Below are 25,546 nucleotides of genomic sequence, written 5' to 3' on the forward strand. Positions count from 1 at the left end.
CATTGCGAGCGTAGCGAAGCAATCCACCGGCGCGAGATGGATTGCTTCGCTACGCTCGCAATGACGGGAGATGATCGCTAGCTGCCATTCCGCTGTCCTACTCAGCCTTTCTCTGATCTATCCTGTCGGATGGAACAGCCCGCTTCTTCGCCGCCAAGCCCTTCGCCGGTTCGCTGTCCAGCGCCGCGCCCGCCGCCTGGTTCCGGTCCGGCTGTCGCCTTTCTGTCGCTTCCCTGTCGCCTGACTGTCGCTTCGGAGGCGCGTCCGTGTAGCGCCACTGTCGCGTCCCTGTCGCTTCGTCGGCGCGTCACAGGCGCGTCATGGCCATTTTCGGCCCGCCAGCGCTGGCTATCGACACTATGAACTTTCAACTGTCGCGTCGGTGTGACCCTATCCCAGCCAGGCCAGCGCCCGGTCGCGCAGCTCGCTCGCCGGGACATTGGTGGTCAGGATCATCGCCCCTTCCTCGGGCAGCGGCGGTTCCAGCGTGGCGAGCTGGCTGTCGAGCAGGCTGGCGGGCATATAATGGCCCGGCCGGTTGCCCAGCCGCGCGAGCAGTTCGTCGCGGTCATTGTCGAGCAGGATGAAATGCACGGGCACGCCGATCGCCGCGCGCAGCCGGTCGCGATAGGCACGCTTCAATGCGGAGCAGGCGGCCACCGCCACGCCCTGCGCCGCCACCGTGCCCGCGATCGCCGCGCCCAGCCGGTCGAGCCAGGGCCAGCGATCCTCGTCGGTCAGCGCCTGCCCGCCGCGCATTTTTTCCACCGCCGCCGCCGAATGATAGCTGTCGCCCTCCAGGAAGGGGCAGTCCAGCGCCTGCGCCAGCATCGCGCCCAGCGTCGACTTGCCACAGCCGCTCACCCCCATGACGATGATGGCGCGTCCCACGGCTTTGGGCGAAACGGGGGCAGGGTCGGCGGAAATCGGCAAGCGGGCGTCCTTGGTCGCGGGGCAGGGGGGATCGCATCACGATCGCGTTTCCCCGCTATAAGGCCGCGCTACCCCTCAGGAAAACTACGACCTTTGTCGCAAGTGCCAAGCCGCCCCCGCTCCCCTAGCCATGCCTCATCAATAAAAATGAGGATGGGAGGCGGACATGATCGGACGCAGCATGATCGCGGCTTTGCTGGCGGCAACAGCCCTTGGAGCACCGGCCTTCGCCGCGACCACCTCGGTTTTCCCCGTGGCACCGGCGGAGCCGCATGCCGTGACGGTGAAGGCCGTCGGCGATGGCCGCACCGACGACAGCGCCGCGATCCAGCAGGCGCTCGACCAGGCCCGCGACGCGACCGGCCATGGCATCGTCTTCCTGCCATCGGGCACCTATCGCATCACCCGCTCGCTGATCGTGCCGGCGGGCGTGCGCGTCTATGGCGTCGGCCCGACCCGCCCGCTACTGCTGCTCGGCGCCAACACCCCCGGCTTCCAGCAGGGCGTGTCGACCATGGTGATCTTCGCCGGCGGCGATCAATATCAGGTCGGCAAGGTGCCGGTCCCGGTGCCGACCGTCGTGCCCCGCGACAAGATCGTTCGCGACGCCAATTCGGGCACCTTCTATTCGTCGATGAGCAATGTCGATATCGAGATCGGCGCCGGCAATCCGGCCGCCGCCGGCGTGCGCTTCCGCATGGCCCAGCATGCCTTTCTCAGCCATATGGAATTCCGTCTCGGCACCGCCTTTGCCGGCGTCTATCAGGCCGGAAACGTGATCGAGAACGTCCATTTCCAGGGCGGTCGCTATGGCATCGTCACCGAAAAGACCTCGCCCGCCTGGCAGTTCACCTTGCTCGATTCCAGCTTCGACGGCCAGCGCGACGCCGCAATCCGCGAGCATGAGGTCGACCTCACCCTCGTTAATGTCGCGATCAAGAACACGCCGGTCGGGATCGAGATAGACCGCGGCTATAGCGACAGCCTGTGGGGCAAGGATGTCCGGTTCGAAAATGTGTCGAAGGCCGGGGTCGTCATCTCCAACGAGAAGAATGTCTTCACCCAGGTCGGCTTCGACAATGCGCTGGCCGTGAACAGCCCCGTCTTCGCCCGCTTCCGCGACAGCGGCAAGACGATCGACGGCAAGGGCAAGGCCTATAAGGTCGCCAATTTCTCCTATGGCCTCGCCGTCCCGGCGCTCGGCCACACGGGCGATTATGCCACCACCGCCGACATCCAGCCGCTCTCCGCCATGCCCGCGCCGCGCGCGCCCGCGATCCGCGACCTGCCGCCGATGGACCAGTGGGTCAATGTCCGCACCCTGGGCGCGGTCGGCGACGGCAAGGCGGACGACACCGCCGCCCTGCAAAAGGCGATCGACGCCAATCGCATCCTCTATTTCCCGACCGGCTTCTATAAGGTGACGGACAGGCTGACCCTGCGCCCGGACAGCATCCTCATCGGCCTGCACCCGGCCATCACCCAGCTCTTCATTCCCGACAACAACCCCAATCATGCCGGTCTCGGCGCGGTCCTGCCGATCCTGGAAAGCCGCAAGGGCGGCGACAATATCCTCTCGGGCCTCGGCCTGTTCACTGGCCGGGTGAACCCGCGCGCCTCCGCCTTGCTCTGGCGTTCGGGCGAGCAGAGCCTGGTCGAGGACGTCAAGATCATGGGCGGCGGCGGGACGCCCACCGCCGATGGCAAGATGCTCGGCACGCTGCGCGTCAACACCGGCGACCCGGTCACCGACAGCCGCCTCGACGCCCAATATCCCAGCATCTGGGTGACGGATGGCGGCGGCGGCACCTTCGCCGACGTCTGGAGCCCCAACAGCTTCGCCCAGGCGGGCTTCTACATCACCGACACCGACACGCCCGGCCATGTCTATGAAATGTCGGTCGAACATCATGCCCGCAACGAATTCGTGCTCGATAGCGTCCATAACTGGGAGTTTCTGGCGCCCCAGACCGAGCAGGAGGTCGATGACGGCCCCGACGCCATCTCGCTCGACATCCGCAACTCCAGCAACCTGCTCTTCGCCAATTATCATGGCTATCGCGTGACCCGCACCTATGCGCCCGAAAAGAGCGCGGTAAAGATCACCAACTCCGGCAATATCCGCTTCCGCAACGTCCATGTGAATGGCGAGAGCGGCTATGCCACCTGCGACGATGAAGGCTGCGGCACCTTCCTGCGGGCCAGCAAATATCCGTTCGACAATGCGATCGAGGATGTGAGCCGCAAGCTGCTGGTGCGCGAACGCGAGTTTGCTGCCCTGGATATCGGCCCGGCCGGCAGCGCGGTCCCGGCAGCGACGCCTTCGGGCACGAAGGTCGAGAAGCTGGAGGACGGCTTCTGGTCCATCTCCGGCGCGGCTGTCGATGCACAGGGGGCACTCTATTTCATCGACCGCCGCTTCCAGCGCATCCACCGCTGGAGCGAGGGCAAGGGGCTGGAGATCGTCCGCGACCATGCGCTCGATCCGGTCAATCTCGCCATCGACGCTTCGGGCCATGTCATGGTCCTGTCCTCGCTCGGCGCGAAGGGCGGTGCCTATTCGTTCGACCCCGCCGGTCCCAAGGACGCGCTGACGCTGATCCAGCCGACCCCGGTGCGCAGCACTGGCTCGGCGAAGACGCTGCTGCCGGTCAACTGGTGGAATAATGGCGAGTTCAAGGATCAACTCGACCCCAAGACCTACGAGTTCACGACGCTGGCTCAGATGTTCGCCCGCGACGTCGGCACGCCCAAGGCAAAGGAATATGTCTCGCCCGACGGCAGCCTGTCTCTGCCCGCCTTCCGCGTTTGGCAGCAGGGGCCGGTCGACCATACCGGCTGGCGCTGGTCCGATGGCCTCAACGCCAACGGCTTCGTCTCGGGCAAGATTGGCGATCGGCTGTTCGTCACCAACGGGTCGGAAAATATCACCTATAGTGGCACGGTGGGCGCGGGCGGCACGCTGACCGCCCTCAAACCCTTCGCCAATCGCGGCGGCGAGAGCGTCGCGGTGGACGGGCAGGGCCGGGTGTTCGTCGCCAATGGCCAGATCTTTGTCTATGGCGCCGACGGCCAGGAAACGGGCCGCATCGATGTGCCCGACCGGCCGCTGCAGATCCTGTTCGGCGGCCCTGACAAGCGCACGCTTTTCATCCTGACGCATCACGCGCTCTATGCTGCAAAGCCCTGAAAATCGGCCATTCCGGGCCATCTACGACCTATGTCGTAAGTGCGGCCGGACGGGGCAGGGATTAATATTCACACAATAGCCCGCCATGGGCGCGCCGACGCCGGGAGGGCGCTTGGTGACAAGAGGGGAAGAGGAATGAACGTGCAGATCGCAATCCATCGCCATCTGGTGGGTGTCAGCCTGGTCGCGATGGCGCTGGCAGGAGTCGCTCAGGCGCAGACGGCACCTGAACCGGCTGCCACGGTTGCGCCGCAGGAGCAGGGCAGCGATGCCGCCGCGCCCCGTGCCGCCGATATCGTCGTGACCGGATCGCGCATCACCACCAGCGGCTTCAATGCGCCCACGCCCACCACCGTCATCGGTGAGGAGCAGATCGCCAACAACGCCCAGCCCAACATCTTCAATACGATCGCGCAATTGCCTTCGCTTCAGGGTTCGACCGGCGCCGCCACCGGCACGTTCAGCACGTCGAGCGGCCAGCAGGGCCTCAGCTCCTTCTCGCTGCGCGGGCTGGGTGCGATCCGCACCCTGACCCTGCTCGACGGCCAGCGCGTCGTCGGTGCCAACGTCACCGGCGTGCCCGACATTTCCATGTTCCCGCAGCTGCTGGTGAAGCGCGTCGACGTCGTCACCGGTGGTGCGTCGGCCTCCTACGGCTCCGACGCGGTCGGCGGCGTGGTCAACTTCATCACCGACACCCATTTTGAAGGCTTCAAGGGCAATATCCTGGGCAGCATCACCACATATGGCGATGATGAAACCGCCCTGGTCCAGGCCGCCTATGGCAAGTCGTTCATGGACAATCGCCTGCATGTCGTGCTGAGCGGCGAATATGATCATGAAGGCGGCGTGGGCGCTGGCGATTTCGGCACCGACCTTGCCGGCAGCCGCGACTGGTATCGCGCCACCACGCTGATGAACACCGGCCAGACCAATAATGGCCTGCCGCAATATAATTATCGCGACTATGCCCAGCCCTATCAATATGCGCGCTATGGCTTGATCAACAACGGCCCGTTGCAGGGCATCGCCTTCGACCAATTTGGTAACCCCTATCAGTTCAACTATGGCTCGAACGGTACGCCGACCGGCACCGGCACGGTCACCAACTGCTATCGCGGCAACAGCTTCTGCGAAGGCGGTGACCTGTCGGGCGCGCCGGGTTCGGGCGCGTCGCTCAAATCCTCGCTGGAACGGATCAATGGTTATGGCCGGATCGGCTATGATTTTGCCGACGACAATGAAGCCTATGTCACGGTCAACATTGCCCAGGTGAAGACCAATAACCAGCCCAGCCCTGGCTATAATCGTTCCAACCTGACCGTCCAATGCTCCAACCCCTATCTGCCGCAATCGGTGCAGGATCAGTGCGCGGTTGCGGGCATCACCTCCTTCGCCTTCGGTTCGTCCAACGCGGCCTTCCCCGATCCTCAGGTCTATACCGACCGCAAGCAATATCGCTTCGTCGCCGGCGCCAAGGGCAAGTTTGGTGCCGCCGGCACCGACTGGAATTATGATGCCTATTATGAGCATGGCATCACCATCTCGGACATTCGGGTGAAGGATATCGTGCTGCAGAACCGCTATGCTGCGGCCGCCAACGCGATCGAGCTGAATGGCGCGATCGTCTGCGCCGATCCGGCCGCGCGGGCGCTGGGTTGCCAGCCGATCAACATCTTCGGCGGTTTTACGCCATCGTCCGCCGCGCTCGCCTACATCGCGCCGCATGAAAATGGGCCGTTCCAGCACACCAAGCTGACCCAGGATGTGGCCAGCCTCAACTTCTCGGGCAATCCGGTCGATCTGTGGGCGGGGCCGCTATCGGTCGCCTTCGGGGCCGAATATCGCCGCGAATATTATCGCGTGAATGCAGATCCCTATGGCGCCGGTGTGTCCGACATCAGCCCCAACAGCGCCGACTATCCTGCCGATCCGCTGCTCAATTCCGCGCTGGGCAGCAACTGGGCGGCCGGCAACTACAAGAATGGCAACGGCAAATATGAGGTCTATGAAGGCTTCGTGGAAATCGACATGCCGCTGTTCGACAGCCAGGCGATGGGCCGTGCCAATCTGAACGCGGCGGGTCGTGGTACTCATTACAGCACCTCGGGCACGGTCTGGGCCTGGAAGGTCGGCGGCACATGGGATACGCCGCTCGACGGCATCCGCCTGCGCGCGGTCACATCGCGCGACGTGCGTGCGCCCAATCTGTCCGAACTCTTTGCCGCGCCGACCGTCACCACCGTGCCCAATTTCAACGATCCGTTCCAGGGCAAGGCGGTGCAGATCTTCCAGAATACGATCGGCAACCCGAACCTGCAGCCGGAAATCGCGCGCAATACCGAAGTGGGCATCGTGCTGGCACGCCCGTCCTGGCTGCCCGGCCTCAGCCTGTCCTTCGATTATTATGACATCAAGCTGAAGAATGTCGTGTCGACCCTGTCGGCGCAGCAGATCGTGCAGCTCTGCTATGACGGTAACCAGGCCTTCTGCGGCGGCTTCAGCCTCGACAATGCCAATCCCGGCCTCAACTATGTCAATGTCCAGCCGTTCAACCTTGCCTCCTGGCGGACCAGCGGTTTCGACATCGAGGCCAGCTATCAGTGGCAGCAGCCGCTCGGTTTGCCTGGCAGCTTCACCATCCGGGCGCTGGGCACCCATATCCGCAAGTTCATTGTCGAAGCGGGTATTGCCGGGGTCGATGCGGTCGATCAGGCTGGCGCCAACAACGGCAACACGCCGGATTGGAAATGGCTGGCGATCCAGACCTATGACAGCGGCAAGTTCAGCTTCACGGTGCAGGAACGCTGGATCAGCGACGGGACCTTCGGCAACCAATATGTGGTATGCCAGTCGTCCTGCCCGGCCTCGACCGCGAACCATCCGACCATCGACTATAACAAGATGGAAGGCGCTTTCTACGTCGACATCGGCGCCACCTTCAAGTTTGGCGACAATGTCTCCATCTATGGCAAGGTCGATAATCTGTTCGACAAGGATCCGGTCGCCTCGCCCCAGACCAATACCGGTCTCGACGTGAACCCGGCGCTCTATGATACGCTGGGGCGCACCTACCGCGCCGGTGTCCGCTTCAATTTCTGATAGAATATAATAATCTCTCCCCCCAAAACTTGTCCCGGTCCTGCACGGCCGGGACATCTTCTTTTTACGGAGCCTGCCTGATGTATCGTGGCCTGATGTGCCGAGGATTGAGCGGAGCTTGTGCGTCGGTGCTGCTATGTCTGGCGGCCGCCCAACCGGCCTTCGCATCGCCATCCGTCTATACCAGCATGCCCGATGATCCGCGCGCGGTGACGGTGAAGGGGGTGGGGGACGGCCGCACCGATGACAGTGCGGCGATCCAGCAGGCGATCGACGCGGCAGCGGCACAGGGCGGTGGCGGTATCGTCTTTCTGCCGGCCGGCACCTATCGTATCAGCCGCACGCTCTTTCTCTGGCCGGGCGTGCGCATCTTCGGTGTCGGCGCCCAGCGGCCGGTGATCCTGCTCGGCGCCAATACGCCCGGTTTCCAGCGCGGCGTCGCCCATATGCTGATCTTCGCTGGCGGCAAGCGCCAGACCGACAAGGACAGCCCGCCTGCAGCCTTCCCCCCGGCCGGCAGCGTGCCGTTCGACAAGAATGTGGCCGACGCCAATCCCGGCACCTTCTATTCCGCGCTCGGCAATATCGATTTCCGTATCATGGACGGCAATCCGGCGGCGACCGCGATCCGCTTCCATTCCGCCCAGCACAGTTTCGTCAGCCATGTCGATTTCGACATCGGATCGGGCCTCGCGGGCCTCTACCATGTCGCGAACGAGGCGGAAGATCTGCATTTCAAGGGTGGCCGCTATGGCATCCTCGCCGAAAAGACCTCGCCCGCCTGGCCCTTCGCCCTGGTCGATGCAACGTTCGAAGGACAGCGCGACGCGGCCATCCGTGAGCATGAGGCGGGACTGACCCTGCTCAACGTTGCTTTCCGCAACGTGCCGGTCGGGATCGAGATCGACCGCGGCTATGGCGACTGGCTGTGGGGGCAGGATGTCCGCTTCGAAAATGTGTCGAAGGCCGGCGTCATCATCTCCAACGAGAAGAATGTCTATACCCAGATCGGCTTCCAGAATGTGCTGGCCGCCAATACGCCCACTTTCGCTCGCTTCCGCGAGAGCGGCAGGACGTTGGCAGGGAAGGGCGCGACCTACAAGGTGTCCTCTTTCACCCACGGCCTGACCCTGCCGGGCCTCGGCCGCATCGGCGAGTATAAGACGGATATGCAGGCGCAAAGCATTGCCAGCCTGCCCGCACCGGCCGCGCCTGCCATCCGCCCGCTGCCGCCCGTCTCCGAATGGGTGAATGTCCGCACATTGGGCGCAAAGGGCGACAATGCCACGGACGACACCGCCGTGCTGCAAAAGGCGATCGACAGCCATCGCGTCGTCTACCTCCCCGCCGGTTTCTACAAGGTCAGCGACACGCTGCGGCTGCGCGCCGATACCGTACTGCTTGGCCTCCACCCCAGCCTGACCCAGATCGTCCTGCCCGACGGCACGCCGGCCTTCCAGGGCGTGGGCGCGCCCAAGGCGCTGGTCGAAAGCGCGCAGGGTGGCGATGCGATCGTCGCCGGTCTCGCGCTCGACACCAATGGCGCCAATCCGCGCGCGACCGGGCTGCTGTGGAAGGCCGGGGCCAGTTCTATGGTCAACGACGTCAAGTTCCAGGGCGGCCATGGCACCGACGCCTTCGATGGTAGCCGGCGCAATCCCTATAACAATAATGCCACCGCCGATCCCGACGCTGCGCGCCGCTGGGCCGGCCAATATGCCAGCCTGTGGGTGACGCAGGGCGGCGGGGGCACCTTCGCCAATATCTGGAGCCCCAGCACCTTCGGCCATCCGGGAATCTTGATCTCCGACACCGAAACGCCGGGCCGGTTGATCCAGGCCTCGGTCGAACATCATGTCCGCACCGAAATCGGCCTCAACCGCGTCGCCAACTGGGAATTGCTGGCGCCCCAGACCGAAGGGGAAGCGGGCGAGAGCGGCGACGCGGTCGCGCTCGAAATCCGGGATTCCCACAACATCCTGGTCGCCAATTTCCACGGCTATCGCGTCACCCGCACGCGCAAGCCCGCGCCAACCGCCGTGTCGCTCTACAATTCGCACGATATCCGCTTTCGCAACGTCCATGTGAACGCGGAAAGCGGGGTGGGAACCTGCGACGAAAATGGCTGCGCCACTTTCCTGCGCCTCACCAAATATCCGTTCGAGAACGCCATTCAGGATATCACGCACGGCCTGGAGGTGCGTGAACGCGAGTTCGCCGTGCTCGACATTCCCGCCAGGCCTGATCCGGTCGTGCCCTCGACCTTCGGCGGCGCGAAGGTCGAGAAACTGGCCGACGGCTTCTACGGCCTGGGCGGCGGCGCAATCGATGCGCAGGGACGGCTCTATTTCATCGACCGCTTCTTCCAGCGGATCTGGCGCTGGTCCGACGATCGGCGGCTGGAGATGATCCGCGACGCTGCGCTCGATCCGGTGAACCTCACCATCGACAAGTCCGGCAACCTCCTCGTCCTCTCCTCCTATGGCCGCAACGGCACCGTCTATAGCGTCACCCCCGGCGCGCCTGACACGCAGGTCAGCGTCATCCCGGCGACGCCCGCCGGGCAGGGCAGCGCGGCCACGATCTTCCCGGTCAACTGGTGGGTGAATGGCGAATTCAGGGACCAGATCGATCCCAAGACCTATCAGTTCACCACCCTGGCCGAGATGTTTACGCAGGATGTGGCGCAGCCCAAGGCCCAGCAATATGTCTCGCCCGACGGCAGCGTCGCGCTGCCGGCCTGGCGCGTCTTCGCCCAGGGACCGGTCGACCATCGCGGCCTGCGTTTCTCGCATTCGCTCGACAGCTATGGCTTCGTCCAGAGCAAGCCGGGTCAGCGCATCTATGTCACCAACGGATCGGAAAACCGCACCTACAGCGCACTGGTCGCCGGCAACGGTACGCTGACCGACCTCAAGCCTTTCGCCGATCGGGGCGGGGAGGGCGTGGTGAGCGATGCGCAGGGCCGGGTCTATGTCGCCAATGGCCAGGTCTTCGTCTATGCGCCGGACGGCAAGGCGATCGGCCGGATCGACGTGCCCGAACGGCCGCTACAACTGCTGTTCGGCGGCCCGGACGGCAAGACCCTGTTCATGCTGTCGCATCATGGCCTATATGCGGCCCGGATCGACTAGGGGGATCGTAATGAAGCGGATGGTCTGGGCTTTATTGGCACTGCTGGGGATGCTCATCCCCACGGCCGCGCAGGCCGAGCCGCAATATAAGCTGCTCATCCTCTCCATCCCCAACAAATATCATTATGAATATATTCCGGTCGCTCGGGATAGCCTGGAGCGGCTGGCCAAGTTGCACGCCTTCAGCTTCACCTGGGCGAACCGCACCGACGTTTTCGACGGTGATCTCAGCCAATATGCGGCGGTCATGTTCCTCAATACGCCGGGGGAGGAACTGAACGCCGGCCAGCGCGCGAAGTTCGAGGCCTATATGCGCGCGGGGGGCAATGCGATCGTGGTGCATCGGGCCGCGATCACGCCACCCAATGACTGGATCTGGTATGAAAAGCTGGTCGGTCGGAGCTTCGTCAACCATCCCATGCTTCAGACCGGGGTGGTGACGATCGCCGACAAGGGCTTTCCGGCAACCTTCGGCCTGCCCGATCGCTGGATCTGGAGCGACGAATATTATGTCCTCGCCGACCCCTTCAAGGTCGCCATCAGTCCGGTGTTGAACGTCGATGAAAGCAGCTATGATCCGACAAAGATCTGGCCGGGCCAGGTGGCAAAGCCGATGGGCAGGGATCATCCCGTTGCCTGGTATCATCCCTATGAAAAGGGCCGGGTGTTCGTCACCACGCTTGGCCATGATGTCGAAATGTATCGCGACCCGGTCTATCTCGCCCACCTGATGGGGGGGATTTACTGGACCGCCACGGGGCGTGGGCAGGTCTCTCGCTAAAGCCCTACAGGGTCAGGCGAAACAGTGCGCCGCCGCTGTTGGAACTATCGATCTCGATCGTCCCGTCATGGGCAAGCAAGACCTGTCGTCCCAGGCTGAGGCCGATGCCGTTGCCGGTCTTCTTGGTGGTGAAGAAGGGGAGGAAAATATCGTGGCGCAGCGCTTCGGGTACGCCCGGGCCATTGTCAGCCACTTCGATCCGGGTCCGGCCGGCGCTGCTGGCGCTGATGCTGAACGCGATTTCTGGCTTGTCGCGATAGCATTCGGCGGCATCGGCGGCGTTGCGGAGCAGATTGATGATGACCTGTGCCAACAGGTCCGGGTCGGCGTCGATCCGATGGTCATCGGGTGTGATGTTCAGTTCCAGACGAAAGGTGGATCGATCATTGTCCGCCGCGAACAACCGGGCCAGCTCTTCGGCGAAGGGACGGGCAGCGAACAGGCGTCGGTCGACCTGGGGCGGGCGCGTGATCGTTCGATAGGTTTCGACGAAGTGCATCACTCCGTCGGCGCGCCGGGCCAGCGTGTCGATTGCGGCGCGGGCATCGGCGATGGCCGGGTCCGTACCATCATCGGCCTGCGCGATCAGATCGGCGGCGGTACGCGCGAGCGAGGTTACCGGCGTCATCGAATTCATGATCTCGTGCGTGAGCACGCGGATGAGGTCGCTCTGCGCCGCGACTTCGACTGCATTCAGCGCCTGCTGGATTACCTGCACGGCAATGACCCGGGTCGCGCCGCCCAGTCGGGTCAGGCTGGCGCAGCGGATGAGCACCCGTTGTGGACCGATATCGGTTTCGATCAGCATGGTCTGGCTGCGACCGGGTTCCAGCCCGGTCAGAGTCGCGGCGAAATGGGCGCCATAGGGGGCATAGTCGTCGGGACGCACACCGGCATGGCGGTTGAACAATTTGCGCGCGGCCTTGTTGACTGGCTCGATCCGGCCATCCGGATCGATGGTCAGCAAGGCGGCAGGGGCATCATCGGCCAGCGCCTCATAAAAGCGCGAGGCTTCCTGTAAGCGGACGCGATCGTCGCGCAGCTTGCGAATGCCACGATCGAGCGCGGCACCCAATATGTCGAAGCCGCTGTCGCTGTCGGGCCGAACGAAACGCGCCTGGAGATCGCCGAACTCGATTGCCTCGACGAAGCGGGCGATTTCAAAATTGGCGCGTCGGACATGATGCCAGAGGGCCAGGCCGCTGAAGAGGACGGACAGCGCACACAGGATGCGGACCGCACCCAGATCCGGTGTCAGCAACGACCAGGCGAGTGCCGCCAGGCTGCCCATAGCCATGGCGAGACGGGCGGCCAGGCCCAGCGAAAAGCGACGGTCAAAGGCCATGTTTTTCCATGCGGCGATAGAGGGAGGCGCGGGTGAGGCCCAGTTCGCTGGCAGCGTTGGAGATATTATAGCCATGCTTGGTCAGTGCCGCCTCGATCAGGCGGCGCTCGACCCGTTCCAGGTTCATATCGTCCGGCGCTTCGTCTGCCTCGACCACGGCCGATCGTTCGATCCGGGGCGCCGCCGCATCATGCGCTCGCAGGGGAATGTCGTCAGCCGAAAAGGGCGCGTCGCCCGCCAGGATGACGGCCCGTTCGATCGCATGACGCAGCGCACGGACATTGCCGGGCCAGTCATAGGCGATCAGCGCGGCGAGAATGTCCGGGGCGATCGGATGGATGGGCTGGGTATATTTGCGCGCATAGAGTGCGTGATAATGGGCGATCAGAGCGGGAATATCTTCACGCCGTTCCCGCAACGGGGGGAGGACGATCTCGACGGTATTGAGGCGGAACAGCAAATCCTGGCGGAAACGCCGTTCATCGGCAATCTGTCCGGCGCTGAGGTTGGTGGCCGCGATCACTCGGATGTCGACCGGCACCGCCTTGTTGGCGCCGACCGGCGTCACCTTGCGTTGTTCCAGGGCGGTTAGCAGCTTGGGCTGGAGGTGCAGGGGCAGGTTGCCGATCTCGTCCAGGAACAAGGTGCCACCATCTGCGGCCTGCAGCCGGCCGATCCGGTCGGCCCGGGCATCGGTGAAGGCGCCCTTCATATGGCCGAACAACTCGGAATCGATCACGCTTTCGGCGATCGCGCCCAGATCGACTGGCAACATGATCCGGTCGGCGCGACGGGATCGGCGGTGGAGTTCGCGGGCGACCAGTTCCTTGCCAGTCCCGTTTTCGCCCAGGATCAGGACATTGGCATCGGTCGGGGCGGCCCGATCGATCAACTGCTGGACGCGCGCCATCGCTGGCGAGGTGCCGAGCAGGGGCGTCTCGCCCGTGGGCGCCGCCGCGATCAACGCGACCTTGTCCTTTTCCGCCACCGTCTTGCGCGAGGCGCGCAGCGCCGCAGCGGTCCGTACCGTGGCGAGCAAACGTTCGTTCGACCAGGGCTTGGTCACGAAGTCGGTTGCACCGCGCTTCATGGCCTCGATCGCGACCTGAACCCCGGCATGGGCGGTGATCATGACAATCACCGCTTGCGGATCACGCGCAAGGAAACGGCCGAGCCACTCAAACCCCTCGGCGGCGTTGGTGGCCCCGCGCGAGAAATTGGCGTCGAGCAGGATCGCTTCGGGCGTCCGGCCGGCGGTAGCGGCAAAAGCGGTCTCGGGATCGGGAAAGGTCAGGACCTCGTCAAAGATCGTGCGCAGCAATAGCCGCGCGGCCAGCAATATGTCGTCATCATCATCGATGACCACGCATAATTCAAATGGCTTGGCTTGTGTCATCCGCCCCTCGGTCATCCGTCCGTTCCCGTACAGCTCCTGTCCGGAACCGTGCAATCAATATCCGTGCCAGATCCTCGATCGATCATCGGATCCCATGGAAATCCGCGCGGAATGGCAAATGGCATGAGCCTTGCGAAAGCGGAAGGAAAGGGAAGCTGCCGCTTTCCCATGGAGACTGACAATGTATTCCCAGCCCGGCTCCTCGCTCTTTAAATCGCTCTCCGTGCTGTTTGGCGTCGCCGCCACCTTGTTGGTGATGGTCGCGCCGCAGGCGGATTCCCGGCCTTTCGGCTGCGAAACGCCTCGCCAGATAGCGGTGGAGAGCGGAAATGTCCGCTGCCCGGCGCGAGCGAGCGCCAATTGCAAGCCCTTCCTGGCCTGATGTTCGGAACCGGACAGGATATGTTCGAAACCGGACAGTGGAGCGACCGCGCATGAGCGTTGTCAGCATGTCGAATGATGCTGCCCAATGCGCGCAACCGACCAGCGGGGGGGCAATGGATCGGGTGGTTCAGCGCCGGACCCTACCCTTGCGAGCGAAGATCGCTCTTGGCACGATCGGCGCAATCGCGCTGCTGGGGGTTGCTTGGTATTATATGCCAAGCAGCAACAGCCAGAGCCTGCCAGCCGACCGCATCGTCATATCGACTGTCACACAGGGCCGGTTCGACGATTTCCTGCCGCTGCGCGCGCGCGTCACGCCGCTCATCACCGTCTATCTCGACGCGATCGAGGGGGGGCGGGTCGAGGAGGTGCTAGTCGAGGATGGCGCCACCGTCCAGAAGGGGCAGCTGCTCGCGCGCCTCTCCAACGCCGAACTGCAACTGTCCGTCCTGGCCCGCCAGACCGAAGTGACGCAGCAGCTCAATTCGATGCGCAGCCAGGAACTGGCGCTGTCGCAGAACCGCCTCACCAATAATCGCGCCATGCTGGAGGCCGATCTCGACCTCAAGAAGGCGCAGCGCCAATATGAACGGGAAGCGCCGCTGGCCGCGCGCGGCTTCGTCGCCGGCCGGACCTTTGCCGACACGCGTGACGACCTCAGCTATCAGCGCGATCGCCGGGCCGTCCTCGCTCGTACCCAGCAGACCGATGAGCGGCTCCAGACCAGCCAGCTCGCCCAGTTGCGCGCTTCGGCAGAAACGCTGCAGTCCAGCCTTGGCGTCGCCCGCGCCAGCCTGGAGGCGCTCAATCTGCGCGCACCGGTTGCCGGCACCGTCTCTGCCTTCTCGATCCAGGTCGGTCAGTCGATGGCGCGCGGCGAGCGGCTGGGCCAGATCGACAGCCCCGGCCGCAACAAGCTGGTCGCCGGGATCGACGAATTCTATCTGCCCCGCGTCCAGCTCGGCCAAACCGCGACGGTCGACTGGAACGGCAAGAGCTATCGGATGAAGGTCGCGAAAATCTATCCGACCGTGCGCAACGGCCAGTTTGAAATCGACCTGCAGTTCCTCGACGGCGAACCGCCCCAGATCCAGCGCGGACAGACGCTTCAGGCCAAGCTGACGCTGGGCGATCCGGTCCGCGCGCGTCTCATCCCCAATGGCAGCTTCTACAATGACACCGGCGGCAGCTGGGTGTTCGTAGTGACGCCCGACGGCGGCGAGGCGGTGAAGCGCGCCGTGCGGCTGGGCCGCCGCAACGCCGACTATATCGAGATTCTCGACGGGCTGGAGCCCGGCGAGCAGGTGCTCACATCCCCCTATACCGGGTTTGCCGACAAGGATCGGCTGGTCCTCGAAAAGAAGTGAAAGGCAAAGACATGACCCAAGCGTTGCTCAGCCTGCGTGAACTCAGCCGCGTCTATCGCACCGATATGGTCGAAACCACCGCGCTCGACGCGATCGACCTTGATATCTTCCAGGGCGAATTTGTCGCCATCATGGGGCCGTCGGGCTGTGGCAAGTCGACTTTGCTGAACGTCATCGGCATGCTCGATAGTCCGTCGAGCGGCTCATACCGCTTTGGCGACACCGAAATTGCCAGCCTGCCCGAACCCAAGTTGGCGGGCATTCGCAAGACGCATCTCGGCTTCATCTTCCAGAGCTTCAACCTGATCGACGAGCTGAGTGTAGCCGAGAATATCGAACTCGCCCTGCTCTATCACGCCATGCCCGCCGCCGAGCGCAAGGCGAAGGTCGAAGCGGTTATGGATCGGGTCGGCATCGCTCATCGTGCCCGCCATCGGCCAAGCCAGTTGTCGGGCGGTCAGCAGCAGCGCGTCGCCGTTGCTCGCGCGCTCGTGTCCGAACCCCGCCTGATCCTGGCCGACGAACCGACCGGCAACCTTGACACCAGCCATGGCGAAGAAGTGATGAAGATGCTCCAGACGCTCAACGCCGAAGGATCGACCATCGTCATGGTCACCCATTCGCCCGCCCATGCCGACTATGCCAGCCGCGTCGTCCACATGCTGGACGGCCGCATCCTGCAGGAACGGCGCCGCGCCGCCTGATAGCCCAAGACGGAGAGACTTCCCATGTGGCGCAATTATCTGACGGTCGGCCTGCGGTCGCTGCTCAAGAGCCGGACCTATGCGGCGATCAACATATTGGGGCTGGCGACCGGCATGGCAGCCTGCCTCATCATCCTGCTGTTTGTCCGCAATGAACTGACCTTCGACGCCTGGCTGCCGCAGGCGGACCGGACCTTCCAGTTCCAGACCTATTATACCGATCCGCATGGCGGCCGGGAAAATAATCTCCAGATGGCGCCGTATGTCGCGCAGGCGGCGCTGCGGAAGGATTTCCCGCAGATCGCCGCGTCCGTCCATCTGCTTTCGGCGGGGCCGGTCGCGTTACGCAACGGCGTCGCGACCGAAGTGGACGAAATGAAATTCGTCGATGGCCCGGTTTTCGACGTGCTCGACCTGCCGCTGGTGAAGGGCGATCCCCGCACCGCGCTGGCCAAGCCCGGCGACATGGTGCTGACCGACAGCGAGGCGAAGCGCCGTTTCGGCAGCGAAGATCCGGTGGGCCAGACGCTGACGCTCATCTCGCGCGGCATCTCGACCGATTATCGCATCAATGGCGTGCTCAAGGACCTGCCCAAGGCCTCGCACCTCAAGATCACCATGCTCGCCCGCTATGATCCGCCCAGCTACTGGACGCAGACGCCCGATTTCCTCAGCCAATATGGCTGGCAATCGGGCTGGATCTATCTCCGGCTGAAGCCCGGTGCCGACGTCAAGGCGATCAACGCCCAGCTGCCGCAATGGGAAAAGCGCAACATTCCCGACCAGTTTTTCGGGGGGCGTCGCTTCAACCAGGGCGATGACATGAACTTCGCCCTGGTCAATGTGCGCGACGTCCATCTCGGCCGGGCGCAGAATGGGTCGATGACGCCGGGCAATGATCGCGGGTCGATCATCACCTTCGCCATCGTCGCGCTGCTGATCCTGGGCATGGCCTGCGTCAATTTCGTCAACCTGGCCACGGCCCGCGCCAGCCAGCGCGCTCGTGAGGTTGCGCTGCGCAAGGTGCTGGGCGCCAACCGCCGCCAGCTGGTGCTGCAATTCATCGGCGAATCCATCCTGGTTTCGGCGGTGGCGATGCTGGTCGCGCTGGCGCTGACCGAATTGCTGTTGCCCCTGGTGAGCCGCTTCCTCGACGCGGATCTCACGCTCCATTATTTCGGCAGCGGCGGTCTCATCCTGCCGATCATCGGCCTGGTGCTGCTGGTCGGCGTGGCCGGCGGCGCCTATCCCGCCTTCTACCTGTCCCGCTTCCAGCCCGCCCGCGTGCTGAAGGCGAACAAGTCGGCGGCCGATGCGGAGGGATCGGGCCGGCTGCGCAGCGCGCTGGTCGTCGCCCAGTTCGCCGTGTCGATCGGCCTCATCATCTGCACCGCGGTGGTCTATGCCCAGACCCTCTATGCCCGCAATTCCGATCCCGGCTACAAGCGCGACGGGCTGATCCAGATTTCCGGCATCAGCCGCCGCCAGCTCGACCCGGTGCTCGACACGATGGTGCGGGAAATCGAGAAGGTCGACGGCGTGACTTCGGTCGGCCGTACCAATATCGGCATCAGCACCACCAACAACACCAATAGCGGCATATTGGTGCCCGGCCGTGAAGAGCCCATCAGCATGGGCATCTATCAGGTCGACACGAAATTCTTCGACACGATGGGCATCAAGCTGCTGGCCGGGCGGAGCTTCGACATCAACCGGCCGATCGACGACATCACTCGGCCTTTCCCGGAGGATCCGGCGGCCGAACGCGCCTTTGCCGCGCGCGGGGCCAACACCGTCGTCAATGAACTGGCGGTCAAGCGGCTGGGCTTTGCCTCGCCGCAGGACGCGATCGGCAAGCAGGTGCGTGGCGGCCTGGTGCGCGACGAATTTGGTGGCAGCGTTCCGATCACCATCATCGGCGTCGTGCAGGATTCACGCTTCCGTTCGATCCGCGACCCGATGGACCCGATCTTCTTCCTTTATGATCAGGACAATCATAATGAGATGCTGATCCGCTATCATGGCAATCCGGCGACAGTGCTGGCGCGGATCGAGAGTGTGTGGAAACGCCTTGCCCCCGAAGTGCCCTTCACCGCCCGCTTCAGCGACGACATCGTGCGCGAAGTCTATCATGCCGAGGAAGCTCGCGCCCAGGCCTTCGCCGCCTTTGCCCTGTTGGCGGTGATCGTCGGTTGCCTCGGCCTGTTCGGGCTGTCCGCCTTCACGGCCCAGCGCCGCACCAAGGAAATCGGCATTCGTAAGGTGCTTGGCGCCAGTACCTGGCGGATCGTGCAACTGCTAGTCTGGCAGTTCACCCGCCCGGTGCTGATCGCCAACCTGATTGCCTGGCCGATCGCCTGGTGGCTGATGCGAGACTGGCTCAATGGCTTCGACGCGCGGATTGCGCTGACGCCGTTGCCCTTCCTGATGGCGGGCGGATTGGCGCTGGTCATCGCGGTGGGAACGATCGGTGCGCACAGCTTCCGCGTTGCGCGAACCAATCCCATCCACGCATTGCGCTACGAATGATGAAGGAAGGAGGTGATGATCCGATCCATCGGTCGGATCATCACCTCATGCGCTTGGCCGATCAGTCCTTTTCGACCTGGCTGACGTCGCGCACCGCGCCGCGCGCAGCGTTGGTGGTGAGCGCAGCATAGGCGCGCAGCGCTGGCGAGACATTGCGCTTGCGGCCAAAGGGCTTCCACGCCTTCTTGCCACGTTCGACCATCTCCTCATGGCGCCGGGCCAGTTCGGCATCGTCGACCGCGAGATGAATGCCACGATTGGGGATATCGATCAGGATCGGATCGCCGGTGACGACCAGCGCGATCAGCCCGCCTTCCGCCGCTTCGGGCGAGACATGGCCGATCGACAGGCCCGATGTGCCACCCGAGAAGCGCCCGTCGGTGATGAGGGCGCAGGCCTTGCCCAGCCCCTTCGACTTCAGATAGCTGGTCGGGTAGAGCATTTCCTGCATGCCCGGCCCGCCCTTTGGCCCTTCATAGCGGATGACGACAATGTCGCCCGCCTTCACCTCATTGCCCAAAATCCCCGCGACCGCTGCGTCCTGGCTTTCATAGACGCGCGCGGTGCCGTGGAAGGTCAGGACGCTGTCGTCGACGCCTGCCGTCTTCACGATGCAGCCTTCGGGCGCGAGATTGCCGAACAGCACGGCGAGGCCGCCATCCTTGGAGAAGGGATGTTCGGCACTGCGGATGACCCCGGTCTGGCGATCCATGTCCAGTTCCTTCCAGCGGTTGCTCTGGCTGAAGGCCTGGGTGGTACGCACGCCGCCGGGCGCCGCCTTGAAGAACTCCTGCACGCTCTCGCTGTTGGTGCGGCTGATGTCCCAGCGGTTAAGCGCATCCGCCATGGTCGGCGCATGGACGGTGGGCAGCGAGGTATCGAGCAGGCTCGCCCGGTCGAGCTGGCCCAGGATCGCCATGATGCCACCGGCGCGGTGGACATCCTCCATATGCACGTCCTGCTTGGCCGGGGCGACCTTGCACAGGCAGGGGACGCGGCGCGACAGCCGGTCGATATCGGCCATGGTGAAATGCACTTCGCCCTCATGCGCGGCGGCGAGCAGGTGCAGCACGGTGTTGGTCGAACCGCCCATGGCGATGTCCAGGCTCATCGCATTTTCAAAAGCGGCGAAGCTGGCAATGCTGCGCGGCAGGGCGGAGGCATCATCCTGCTCATACCAGCGCTTGGCGAGATCGACGATCGTGTGCCCCGCCTCGCGGAACAGCTTTTCGCGGTCGGCATGGGTCGCGAGGACCGATCCGTTACCCGGCAGCGACAGGCCCAGTGCTTCGGTCAGGCAGTTCATCGAATTGGCGGTGAACATGCCCGAGCAACTGCCGCAGGTGGGGCAGGCGGCCTTTTCGATCGCCGCGACTTCCTCGTCGGTATAATTGTCGTCGGCAGCGACGACCATGGCATCGACCAGGTCGAGCGCGACGGTCTGTCCGCGAATGTCCGCCTTGCCGGCCTCCATCGGCCCGCCCGAGACGAAGATGGCGGGGATGTTGAGGCGCATCGCAGCCATCAGCATGCCGGGCGTGATCTTGTCGCAGTTGGAAATGCAGACGAGCGCGTCGGCGCAGTGCGCATTGGCCATATATTCGACGCTGTCGGCGATCAGGTCGCGGCTGGGCAGCGAATAGAGCATCCCATCATGCCCCATGGCGATGCCGTCATCGACCGCAATGCAGTTAAATTCCTTGGCGACGCCGCCGGCCGCTTCAATCTCGCGCGCGACCAACTGGCCCAGATCCTTCAAATGGACATGGCCCGGCACGAACTGGGTGAAGCTGTTGGCGATGGCGATGATCGGCTTGCCGAAATCCGCGTCGGTCATGCCTGTGGCGCGCCACAAGCCGCGCGCGCCGGCCATATTACGGCCATGGGTACTGGTGCGTGAACGATAATGAGGCATTTTGCGCCATTCCTGTAATCTTGTTTCCCTGCAATGGCTGCGCCCTACGCCTTTGCACGAAGGTTGTGAAATATATTATTGGGTTATTATAAGGTCGACAGGAGACTTTATCCATGATCGATCTGCGTTCGCTCCGTCATTTTCTGGCCGTTGCCGATACCCTGCATTTCGGGCGTGCGGCCGAGCAACTGGGCATGACCCAGCCGCCGCTCAGCCAGTCCATCCTCGCATTGGAACGAGAACTTGGCGCGCCGCTCTTCACCCGGTCGAAGCGCAGTGTGGCCCTGACGGGCTTTGGCCGGCAGTGGCTGGCGCATGTGCGCCCTGCGGTGGAAGGGGTCGCCCGGCTACCGGACATCGCCCAGCGCCTGCGTGACGGAACGACGGGACAGATCGGATTGAGCTTCGTCAGCACGGCCGATTATAGTCTGCTACCGATGCTGGTCAGGGAGTATGCGGCGCATTTCCCCGATGTGGAGATCGCTCTGACCGAAGCGACCAGCGATGTCCAAATCGCCAGCCTGCTGGAAGGAATGGGAGATGCGGGTATCATCATCTCTCCCGATGCTGCCCTGCCCGAGGCGCTGAGCTATATGGCGCTGCTGCGCGAACCGCTTGTGGTGGCAGTGCCGGACAATTGGGTGGTGCCGGGAAAAGGCAGAGGCGACGACTGGCTGGACCAACCTCTGGTCCTGTTTCCGCGCCGGGTTGCACCCGCCTTCCACGATGTGGTGACCGGCTATTTGCGTGGGCGGGGTCAGCGCGTGGAGGTCCGGCAGGAAGCGATCCAGATGCAGACGATCATCAGTCTGGTATCGGCGGGCATGGGGGTTGCGCTGGTCCCCGCCTCGCTACGCAATCTGGCACGAACGGGGGTGCGTTATCTTGACCTTGACGATGCGCCGGTTCTGGAAACGGGGCTGGCCTGGCGCAAGGCGGATGACGGTGCAACGCTGGCCGGGCTGCTGGGTGTCGCGCGCCAGCACAGTGACCTCATCCAAAAGAAGCCCCGCCGCACAAGGGAATGCGGCGGGGCCGAGGTTCAGGGAGGTGTCACTTCAAGGGGGGAGAAGTGACGAGGACCGCTATAGCGGCGCCGGATGAACGCCATGTGAAGCAATGCGCGCTTATTCCGGTTTCTTGGGCAGTGCTATTTCGGCGACGGCAGTGCAGATGACCGTACCTTTCTGATTGGCCATGGTCTGCTTGACCTGGATCAGATGTCGCCCGTCGGCGTCGATCATCTTGTCGACGATCGCACCATTTTGCACGGTGATGTCGCCACTCAGCGCGGGCGCGCGGTAGGACGCATTGGAATGCACGACCATGCCATGCTCGCCGGCCCACCCGCTCAAATAATCGGTCACCCACGACCCCATCGACGCGCCATAGCCATAGGCGCGGGGCATGCCGATCCGTCGGGCATATTTCGGGAAAAGATGGCCGCGCGAAGGCCCGTAATAGGCACCATCGGTCAGGGCCGGATTAAGCAACTGCATGTCCGGATCATTTTCATAACCCGCCATTTCCGGGTGAAGCCCAGTGCTTCGAGATCATTTTTGCGCAGATCCATCGTGCCCCAGATATTGACCAGATAGGCACGCCATTCAGTGGCGAAGCTGGCCACGCTGTGCGGGCCGAAGACGCGCTCGGGCAGTTGGTCGCCGATCGCGACCTCATCCCACCAGCGTGGCTTATGAGCAAGGTCGCGCAACATCTCGACCCAACCGAGCTTGCGCGCTTCCAGAGCATCGACATCTTCATCGCTCCATTCAGGCTCCTCTGAATCGGAGAGATCGGTGGCTGCGCCCCCAGCATGGGCGCTGTAGCGGATCGATGTGGAGCGTTGGCGCGCAATGAAGTCGCCATGCTGATTATAATAATTATTGTCGCCGCGCTGGAAGCAGGTCGGGCCGGCGAATTTGGTGTCCTTGACGACATAGTCGAACGGAATGCGTTCGTTGCGGATCGTGTCGCCACCAAAAACGCGCGGGCCATAGAACCACCATTCGTCCCCGCCGAACAGCAGGTGGGAATTGGCGATCCGGCCGACACAGGCAGGGGCGGCACCATGGCCGTCATCGGTGGCGATGCAAAAGCTTTGGGGGCTACCAGCCGACCCCAGTGGCTGGCCATGGCAAAGGCCGGATCATAATGGAGCAGGTTGGGATAATGCATGGCATGGACCCAGCGACGGATATCATTGTTGCCGATCGGTTCGCGCAGAGGCGAGGAATCCATCACCTTGCCCAGATATTGGTCGATGTCGGAACAATCCAGCGTGGCCATATTCATACGCATCTCTCCTCTGGTCCGATTGAGACCCGTCAAAGATGGCGGGGCAAGAGGGCTTGCGCAGCAATCGCCTTCGCGATGGACTACCAGCGCTCACCCTCGCGCGATGCGACGATCGGTCGCTGATAGGATGGATCCTCCTGGCTCCAATGCGCCTTGAGAAAGCCCTTCACATTGCTGGAATAGACCCAACTGCCGTCGGTGTCCGCCGACATCTCGATCGTGCAACGCCGGGTGAGCAGACGCCATTCCCCGTTCCGCCGTTCCAACTGGTCGATATAACGGCCGAAGGCGATCGTCGTGGTCTTGCCGTCCAGCCAGAACAGCCCACCAATCGTGTAAGTCTCGCAATAGGCCGTATCGCCGTCGATCTCGCACAGATGGTTGGTGATATTATGGCTGGTCATCAGGAAGAATTTGCCATGCCCCATATTGGCGCGGGCCGCATAGTCGGGCGCACATGTGATGACGGGGCCATGTTCATCGACCCCATCCTCCCACCAGCAACTGTTGATCTGATCTATGTCCTGGCGGTCACGGCCACGGCATTCACGCTGGATGCAGTCCAGGATATCCTGTCGATCCTTCAGCCCGCGTACCGTGACGGCGAGCCTCGCCAGTTCCTGCTGCATATCCATCAGGCCACTCCTCTCGATCCCATTATGTATCCAATATGAGGAGCGGCGGGCACACGGGTCAATCGGCCCGGGACATATCGTGATGGCGAAGTCGATGGTCAGGCTTGCGGGGTGAGTGTGACCTGCAGCATCTCGCCATTGGGACCCATCGGGCTGTCATATTCCTCGACCAGGCAGACCGGGTTGCTGTTGCTGGCGAATAGGCGCAGTTCATCGGCCTTGCGCACGTCGAGCATCGCCGGGTCGGACAGGCCGCTCATGGCGGCCTCATAATCGGCCCGGCTATTCCACCAGATTTCCATGATGCAGTCATAGCCGGGATGGATGACCTCGCCCGTCAGCGGATTGGGCTGGGGCGTGACGTAACGCCGGACGTAACGCTGGGCGTTGGGCAGGGCGGGTTTTGCCCCCATTTTCTGCGACAGCTGCGAATGCTGGTTCTCATAATAGTCCATGAACTGGTCCATGGAGAGGTCTGCGCGCTTCTTGAGGAAGACGACCTGTTTGATCATGATTGCTCTCTCCCCGTTCAATATTGCCGCTCGCCGGTGGCATCGGACAGTTGGAAGGGCGCGATTGGTTCGATCGCCTTCATCATCACCAGCGGGATCTGCCGGTCGGTCGACTGCTGGTAACCGGCATAGGCGGGGAAAACCTGGCACATGAAGGCCCAGACCCGGTCCCGTTCCTCGCTGTCCGGCTCCCGCCAGGTCGCGCGAAACGCCTGGGTCGCGACCTGGAAGTCGACATGCTCGCTGTCGCGGATGTTGAGATACCAGGCGGGATGATGATCCGCGCCGCCCTTGGACGCCACAATCACCACTTCACCGCCAATATCGCCATAGATCAGCGTGGTGATGAAGGTCTTGCCGCTCTTGCGACCGGTATAGCGGATCATGCAGTGGGTGGTGAAGCCATGCCCGCCGACGGCGGTGATGTCCATGATATGCCCCTGGGCGCCGCCCGAGCGGAGATACATGTCGCGATGCTCGCTGATCCAGTCCTTGCGCGTGTCGCGGATGGCGGCCGATGTGTCGTCACTCATGCTCTGTTCCTCTCTCCTGGCGACCAAATGTAGAGCAATCGTGGCAGGGGTGGATGGGAAAGGGCAGCGCCACAGCGATGTTTGGGCTGGTCACAGGCGGCTGGTGCGGATCACCGGTTCTGCATCGATCAGATGGCCATAGCTGGACAGGCCGGTCCGGGTACGGCGGATATGCAGGATTAACGCGGACTGCGCGATCTCCAGTTCGCGCCGCTCGATCGCGCCGAAATACAGTTCCTGCTCGGTGTGGAGGATGCGGCCGCCATTTTTAAGTGCGAGCTTGGCATAGGCGCGGCGATAGCTTTGCCCGGTATCCCAAAGCCGCTCAACGGCCTGGGCAAGCTGGGGCGCTTGATGACGCTGAAAGGCGATCCAGTGGAACTGCCGGTCGAGCGGCAGGAAGGTTTCGACATCGGCCGCATCGCGCAGGGCATGCAATGTCTCGCGCATCCGTTCGATATCGATGTCGACGAGATGCGGCAGGCTTTCCGCCAGCAGCATGGGCTCCAGGGCTTCGCGCATGCGATAGTTCAGTTCCATGTCGCGACCGCTGCTCCGTGCCACGCGCGCGCCAGCATTCGGGCGCAGCGTCACCAGGCCGCGTGCCTCTAGCATGCGTAGCGCGTCACGCACGGGGATGCGGCTGACATGGAGTTCGGTGGCGATCTCGTCCTGCTTGATCCGGCTGCCGGGCGGCAGGCGGCCGGACAAGATCCATTCGGCGACGATGTCGGCGACGCGCTGGCTCGCAACCTGAGCGGAATCCGTTTGCTTCATGGGTGGCGCCC

At 63.4% G+C, this 25,546-nt stretch carries 17 protein-coding genes and 1 pseudogene; 9 read left to right on the top strand and 9 right to left on the bottom strand.

Going from position 1 to position 25,546, the window contains the following annotated elements:
* Window positions 1-390: 390 nt before the first annotated feature.
* Complete coding sequence (locus tag PMI04_RS10725; RefSeq protein WP_007712332.1) at window positions 391-933, bottom strand: gluconokinase; 543 nt, start codon at window positions 931-933, stop codon at window positions 391-393.
* A gap of 166 nt (window positions 934-1,099) precedes the next feature.
* On the opposite strand from PMI04_RS10725, the gene PMI04_RS10730 reads away from it, so the two are divergent.
* The 4 genes from PMI04_RS10730 to PMI04_RS10745 all read left to right on the top strand — a co-directional run bounded on the left by PMI04_RS10730 (window position 1,100) and on the right by PMI04_RS10745 (window position 11,140).
* Window positions 1,100-4,123, top strand: a complete 3,024-nt coding sequence (locus PMI04_RS10730) for a glycosyl hydrolase family 28-related protein (RefSeq protein ID WP_007712335.1) — start codon at window positions 1,100-1,102, stop codon at window positions 4,121-4,123.
* A gap of 135 nt (window positions 4,124-4,258) precedes the next feature.
* The gene (locus tag PMI04_RS10735; RefSeq protein WP_007712337.1) at window positions 4,259-7,225 is read left to right on the top strand and encodes a TonB-dependent receptor; all 2,967 of its coding nucleotides are present in this window, start codon (window positions 4,259-4,261) and stop codon (window positions 7,223-7,225) included.
* Between the two features lie 80 nt (window positions 7,226-7,305).
* Window positions 7,306-10,359, top strand: coding sequence for a glycosyl hydrolase family 28-related protein (locus tag PMI04_RS10740; RefSeq protein WP_007712339.1), 3,054 nt, complete (start codon window positions 7,306-7,308; stop codon window positions 10,357-10,359).
* A gap of 10 nt (window positions 10,360-10,369) precedes the next feature.
* Complete coding sequence (locus PMI04_RS10745; protein WP_007712341.1) at window positions 10,370-11,140, top strand: ThuA domain-containing protein; 771 nt, start codon at window positions 10,370-10,372, stop codon at window positions 11,138-11,140.
* 4 nt (window positions 11,141-11,144) lie between these two features.
* Here the strand turns inward: PMI04_RS10745 and PMI04_RS10750 are convergent, their stop codons facing one another.
* Together PMI04_RS10750 and PMI04_RS10755 are read right to left on the bottom strand one after the other, a co-directional pair.
* Window positions 11,145-12,485 (bottom strand): HAMP domain-containing sensor histidine kinase, encoded by a 1,341-nt coding sequence (locus PMI04_RS10750; RefSeq protein ID WP_007712343.1) that lies wholly within the window; start codon window positions 12,483-12,485, stop codon window positions 11,145-11,147.
* On the bottom strand, window positions 12,475-13,896 hold the full coding sequence (locus tag PMI04_RS10755) for a sigma-54 dependent transcriptional regulator (RefSeq protein ID WP_037486826.1): 1,422 nt from the start codon (window positions 13,894-13,896) through the stop codon (window positions 12,475-12,477). Before PMI04_RS10755 ends, PMI04_RS10750 begins: the two co-directional genes overlap by 11 nt.
* A 166-nt stretch (window positions 13,897-14,062) precedes the next feature.
* On the opposite strand from PMI04_RS10755, the gene PMI04_RS10760 reads away from it, so the two are divergent.
* From PMI04_RS10760 to PMI04_RS10775, 4 genes are read left to right on the top strand one after another with little or no spacing between them, the layout of a single operon-like run.
* The gene (locus tag PMI04_RS10760) at window positions 14,063-14,263 is read left to right on the top strand and encodes a hypothetical protein (protein WP_007712347.1); all 201 of its coding nucleotides are present in this window, start codon (window positions 14,063-14,065) and stop codon (window positions 14,261-14,263) included.
* A 52-nt stretch (window positions 14,264-14,315) separates the two neighbouring features.
* Entirely contained in the window at window positions 14,316-15,632 is a 1,317-nt protein-coding gene (locus PMI04_RS10765; RefSeq protein ID WP_007712348.1) for an efflux RND transporter periplasmic adaptor subunit, read from the top strand.
* Window positions 15,633-15,643: 11 nt separating this feature from the next.
* Window positions 15,644-16,336: an ABC transporter ATP-binding protein gene (locus tag PMI04_RS10770; protein WP_007712349.1), complete on the top strand. Its 693-nt coding sequence runs from the start codon at window positions 15,644-15,646 to the stop codon at window positions 16,334-16,336.
* Between the two features lie 24 nt (window positions 16,337-16,360).
* Window positions 16,361-18,865: an FtsX-like permease family protein gene (locus PMI04_RS10775; protein WP_007712351.1), complete on the top strand. Its 2,505-nt coding sequence runs from the start codon at window positions 16,361-16,363 to the stop codon at window positions 18,863-18,865.
* 61 nt (window positions 18,866-18,926) lie between these two features.
* Here PMI04_RS10775 and ilvD read toward each other — a convergent pair whose 3' ends face one another.
* Entirely contained in the window at window positions 18,927-20,780 is a 1,854-nt protein-coding gene (gene ilvD, locus PMI04_RS10780) for a dihydroxy-acid dehydratase (protein WP_007712353.1), read from the bottom strand.
* Between the two features lie 116 nt (window positions 20,781-20,896).
* On the opposite strand from ilvD, the gene PMI04_RS10785 reads away from it, so the two are divergent.
* Entirely contained in the window at window positions 20,897-21,856 is a 960-nt protein-coding gene (locus PMI04_RS10785; protein WP_081491034.1) for a LysR family transcriptional regulator, read from the top strand.
* 51 nt (window positions 21,857-21,907) lie between these two features.
* Here PMI04_RS10785 and PMI04_RS10790 read toward each other — a convergent pair.
* The 5 genes and pseudogenes from PMI04_RS10790 to PMI04_RS10810 form a co-directional block, all read right to left on the bottom strand.
* Window positions 21,908-23,075: pseudogene (locus tag PMI04_RS10790) on the bottom strand (MaoC family dehydratase N-terminal domain-containing protein).
* An 83-nt stretch (window positions 23,076-23,158) separates the two neighbouring features.
* A complete protein-coding gene (locus PMI04_RS10795; RefSeq protein ID WP_007712359.1) occupies window positions 23,159-23,713 on the bottom strand; it encodes a nuclear transport factor 2 family protein in 555 nt (184 codons plus the stop codon).
* Window positions 23,714-23,811: 98 nt separating this feature from the next.
* On the bottom strand, window positions 23,812-24,225 hold the full coding sequence (locus tag PMI04_RS10800; RefSeq protein WP_007712361.1) for an EthD domain-containing protein: 414 nt from the start codon (window positions 24,223-24,225) through the stop codon (window positions 23,812-23,814).
* Between the two features lie 17 nt (window positions 24,226-24,242).
* Window positions 24,243-24,758: a nitroreductase/quinone reductase family protein gene (locus PMI04_RS10805; RefSeq protein ID WP_007712363.1), complete on the bottom strand. Its 516-nt coding sequence runs from the start codon at window positions 24,756-24,758 to the stop codon at window positions 24,243-24,245.
* A 90-nt stretch (window positions 24,759-24,848) separates the two neighbouring features.
* The gene (locus PMI04_RS10810; protein ID WP_007712365.1) at window positions 24,849-25,535 is read right to left on the bottom strand and encodes a GntR family transcriptional regulator; all 687 of its coding nucleotides are present in this window, start codon (window positions 25,533-25,535) and stop codon (window positions 24,849-24,851) included.
* Window positions 25,536-25,546: the final 11 nt, after the last annotated feature.

This window comes from Sphingobium sp. AP49 (genome assembly GCF_000281715.2).
In the GTDB taxonomy this organism is placed as follows: domain Bacteria; phylum Pseudomonadota; class Alphaproteobacteria; order Sphingomonadales; family Sphingomonadaceae; genus Sphingobium.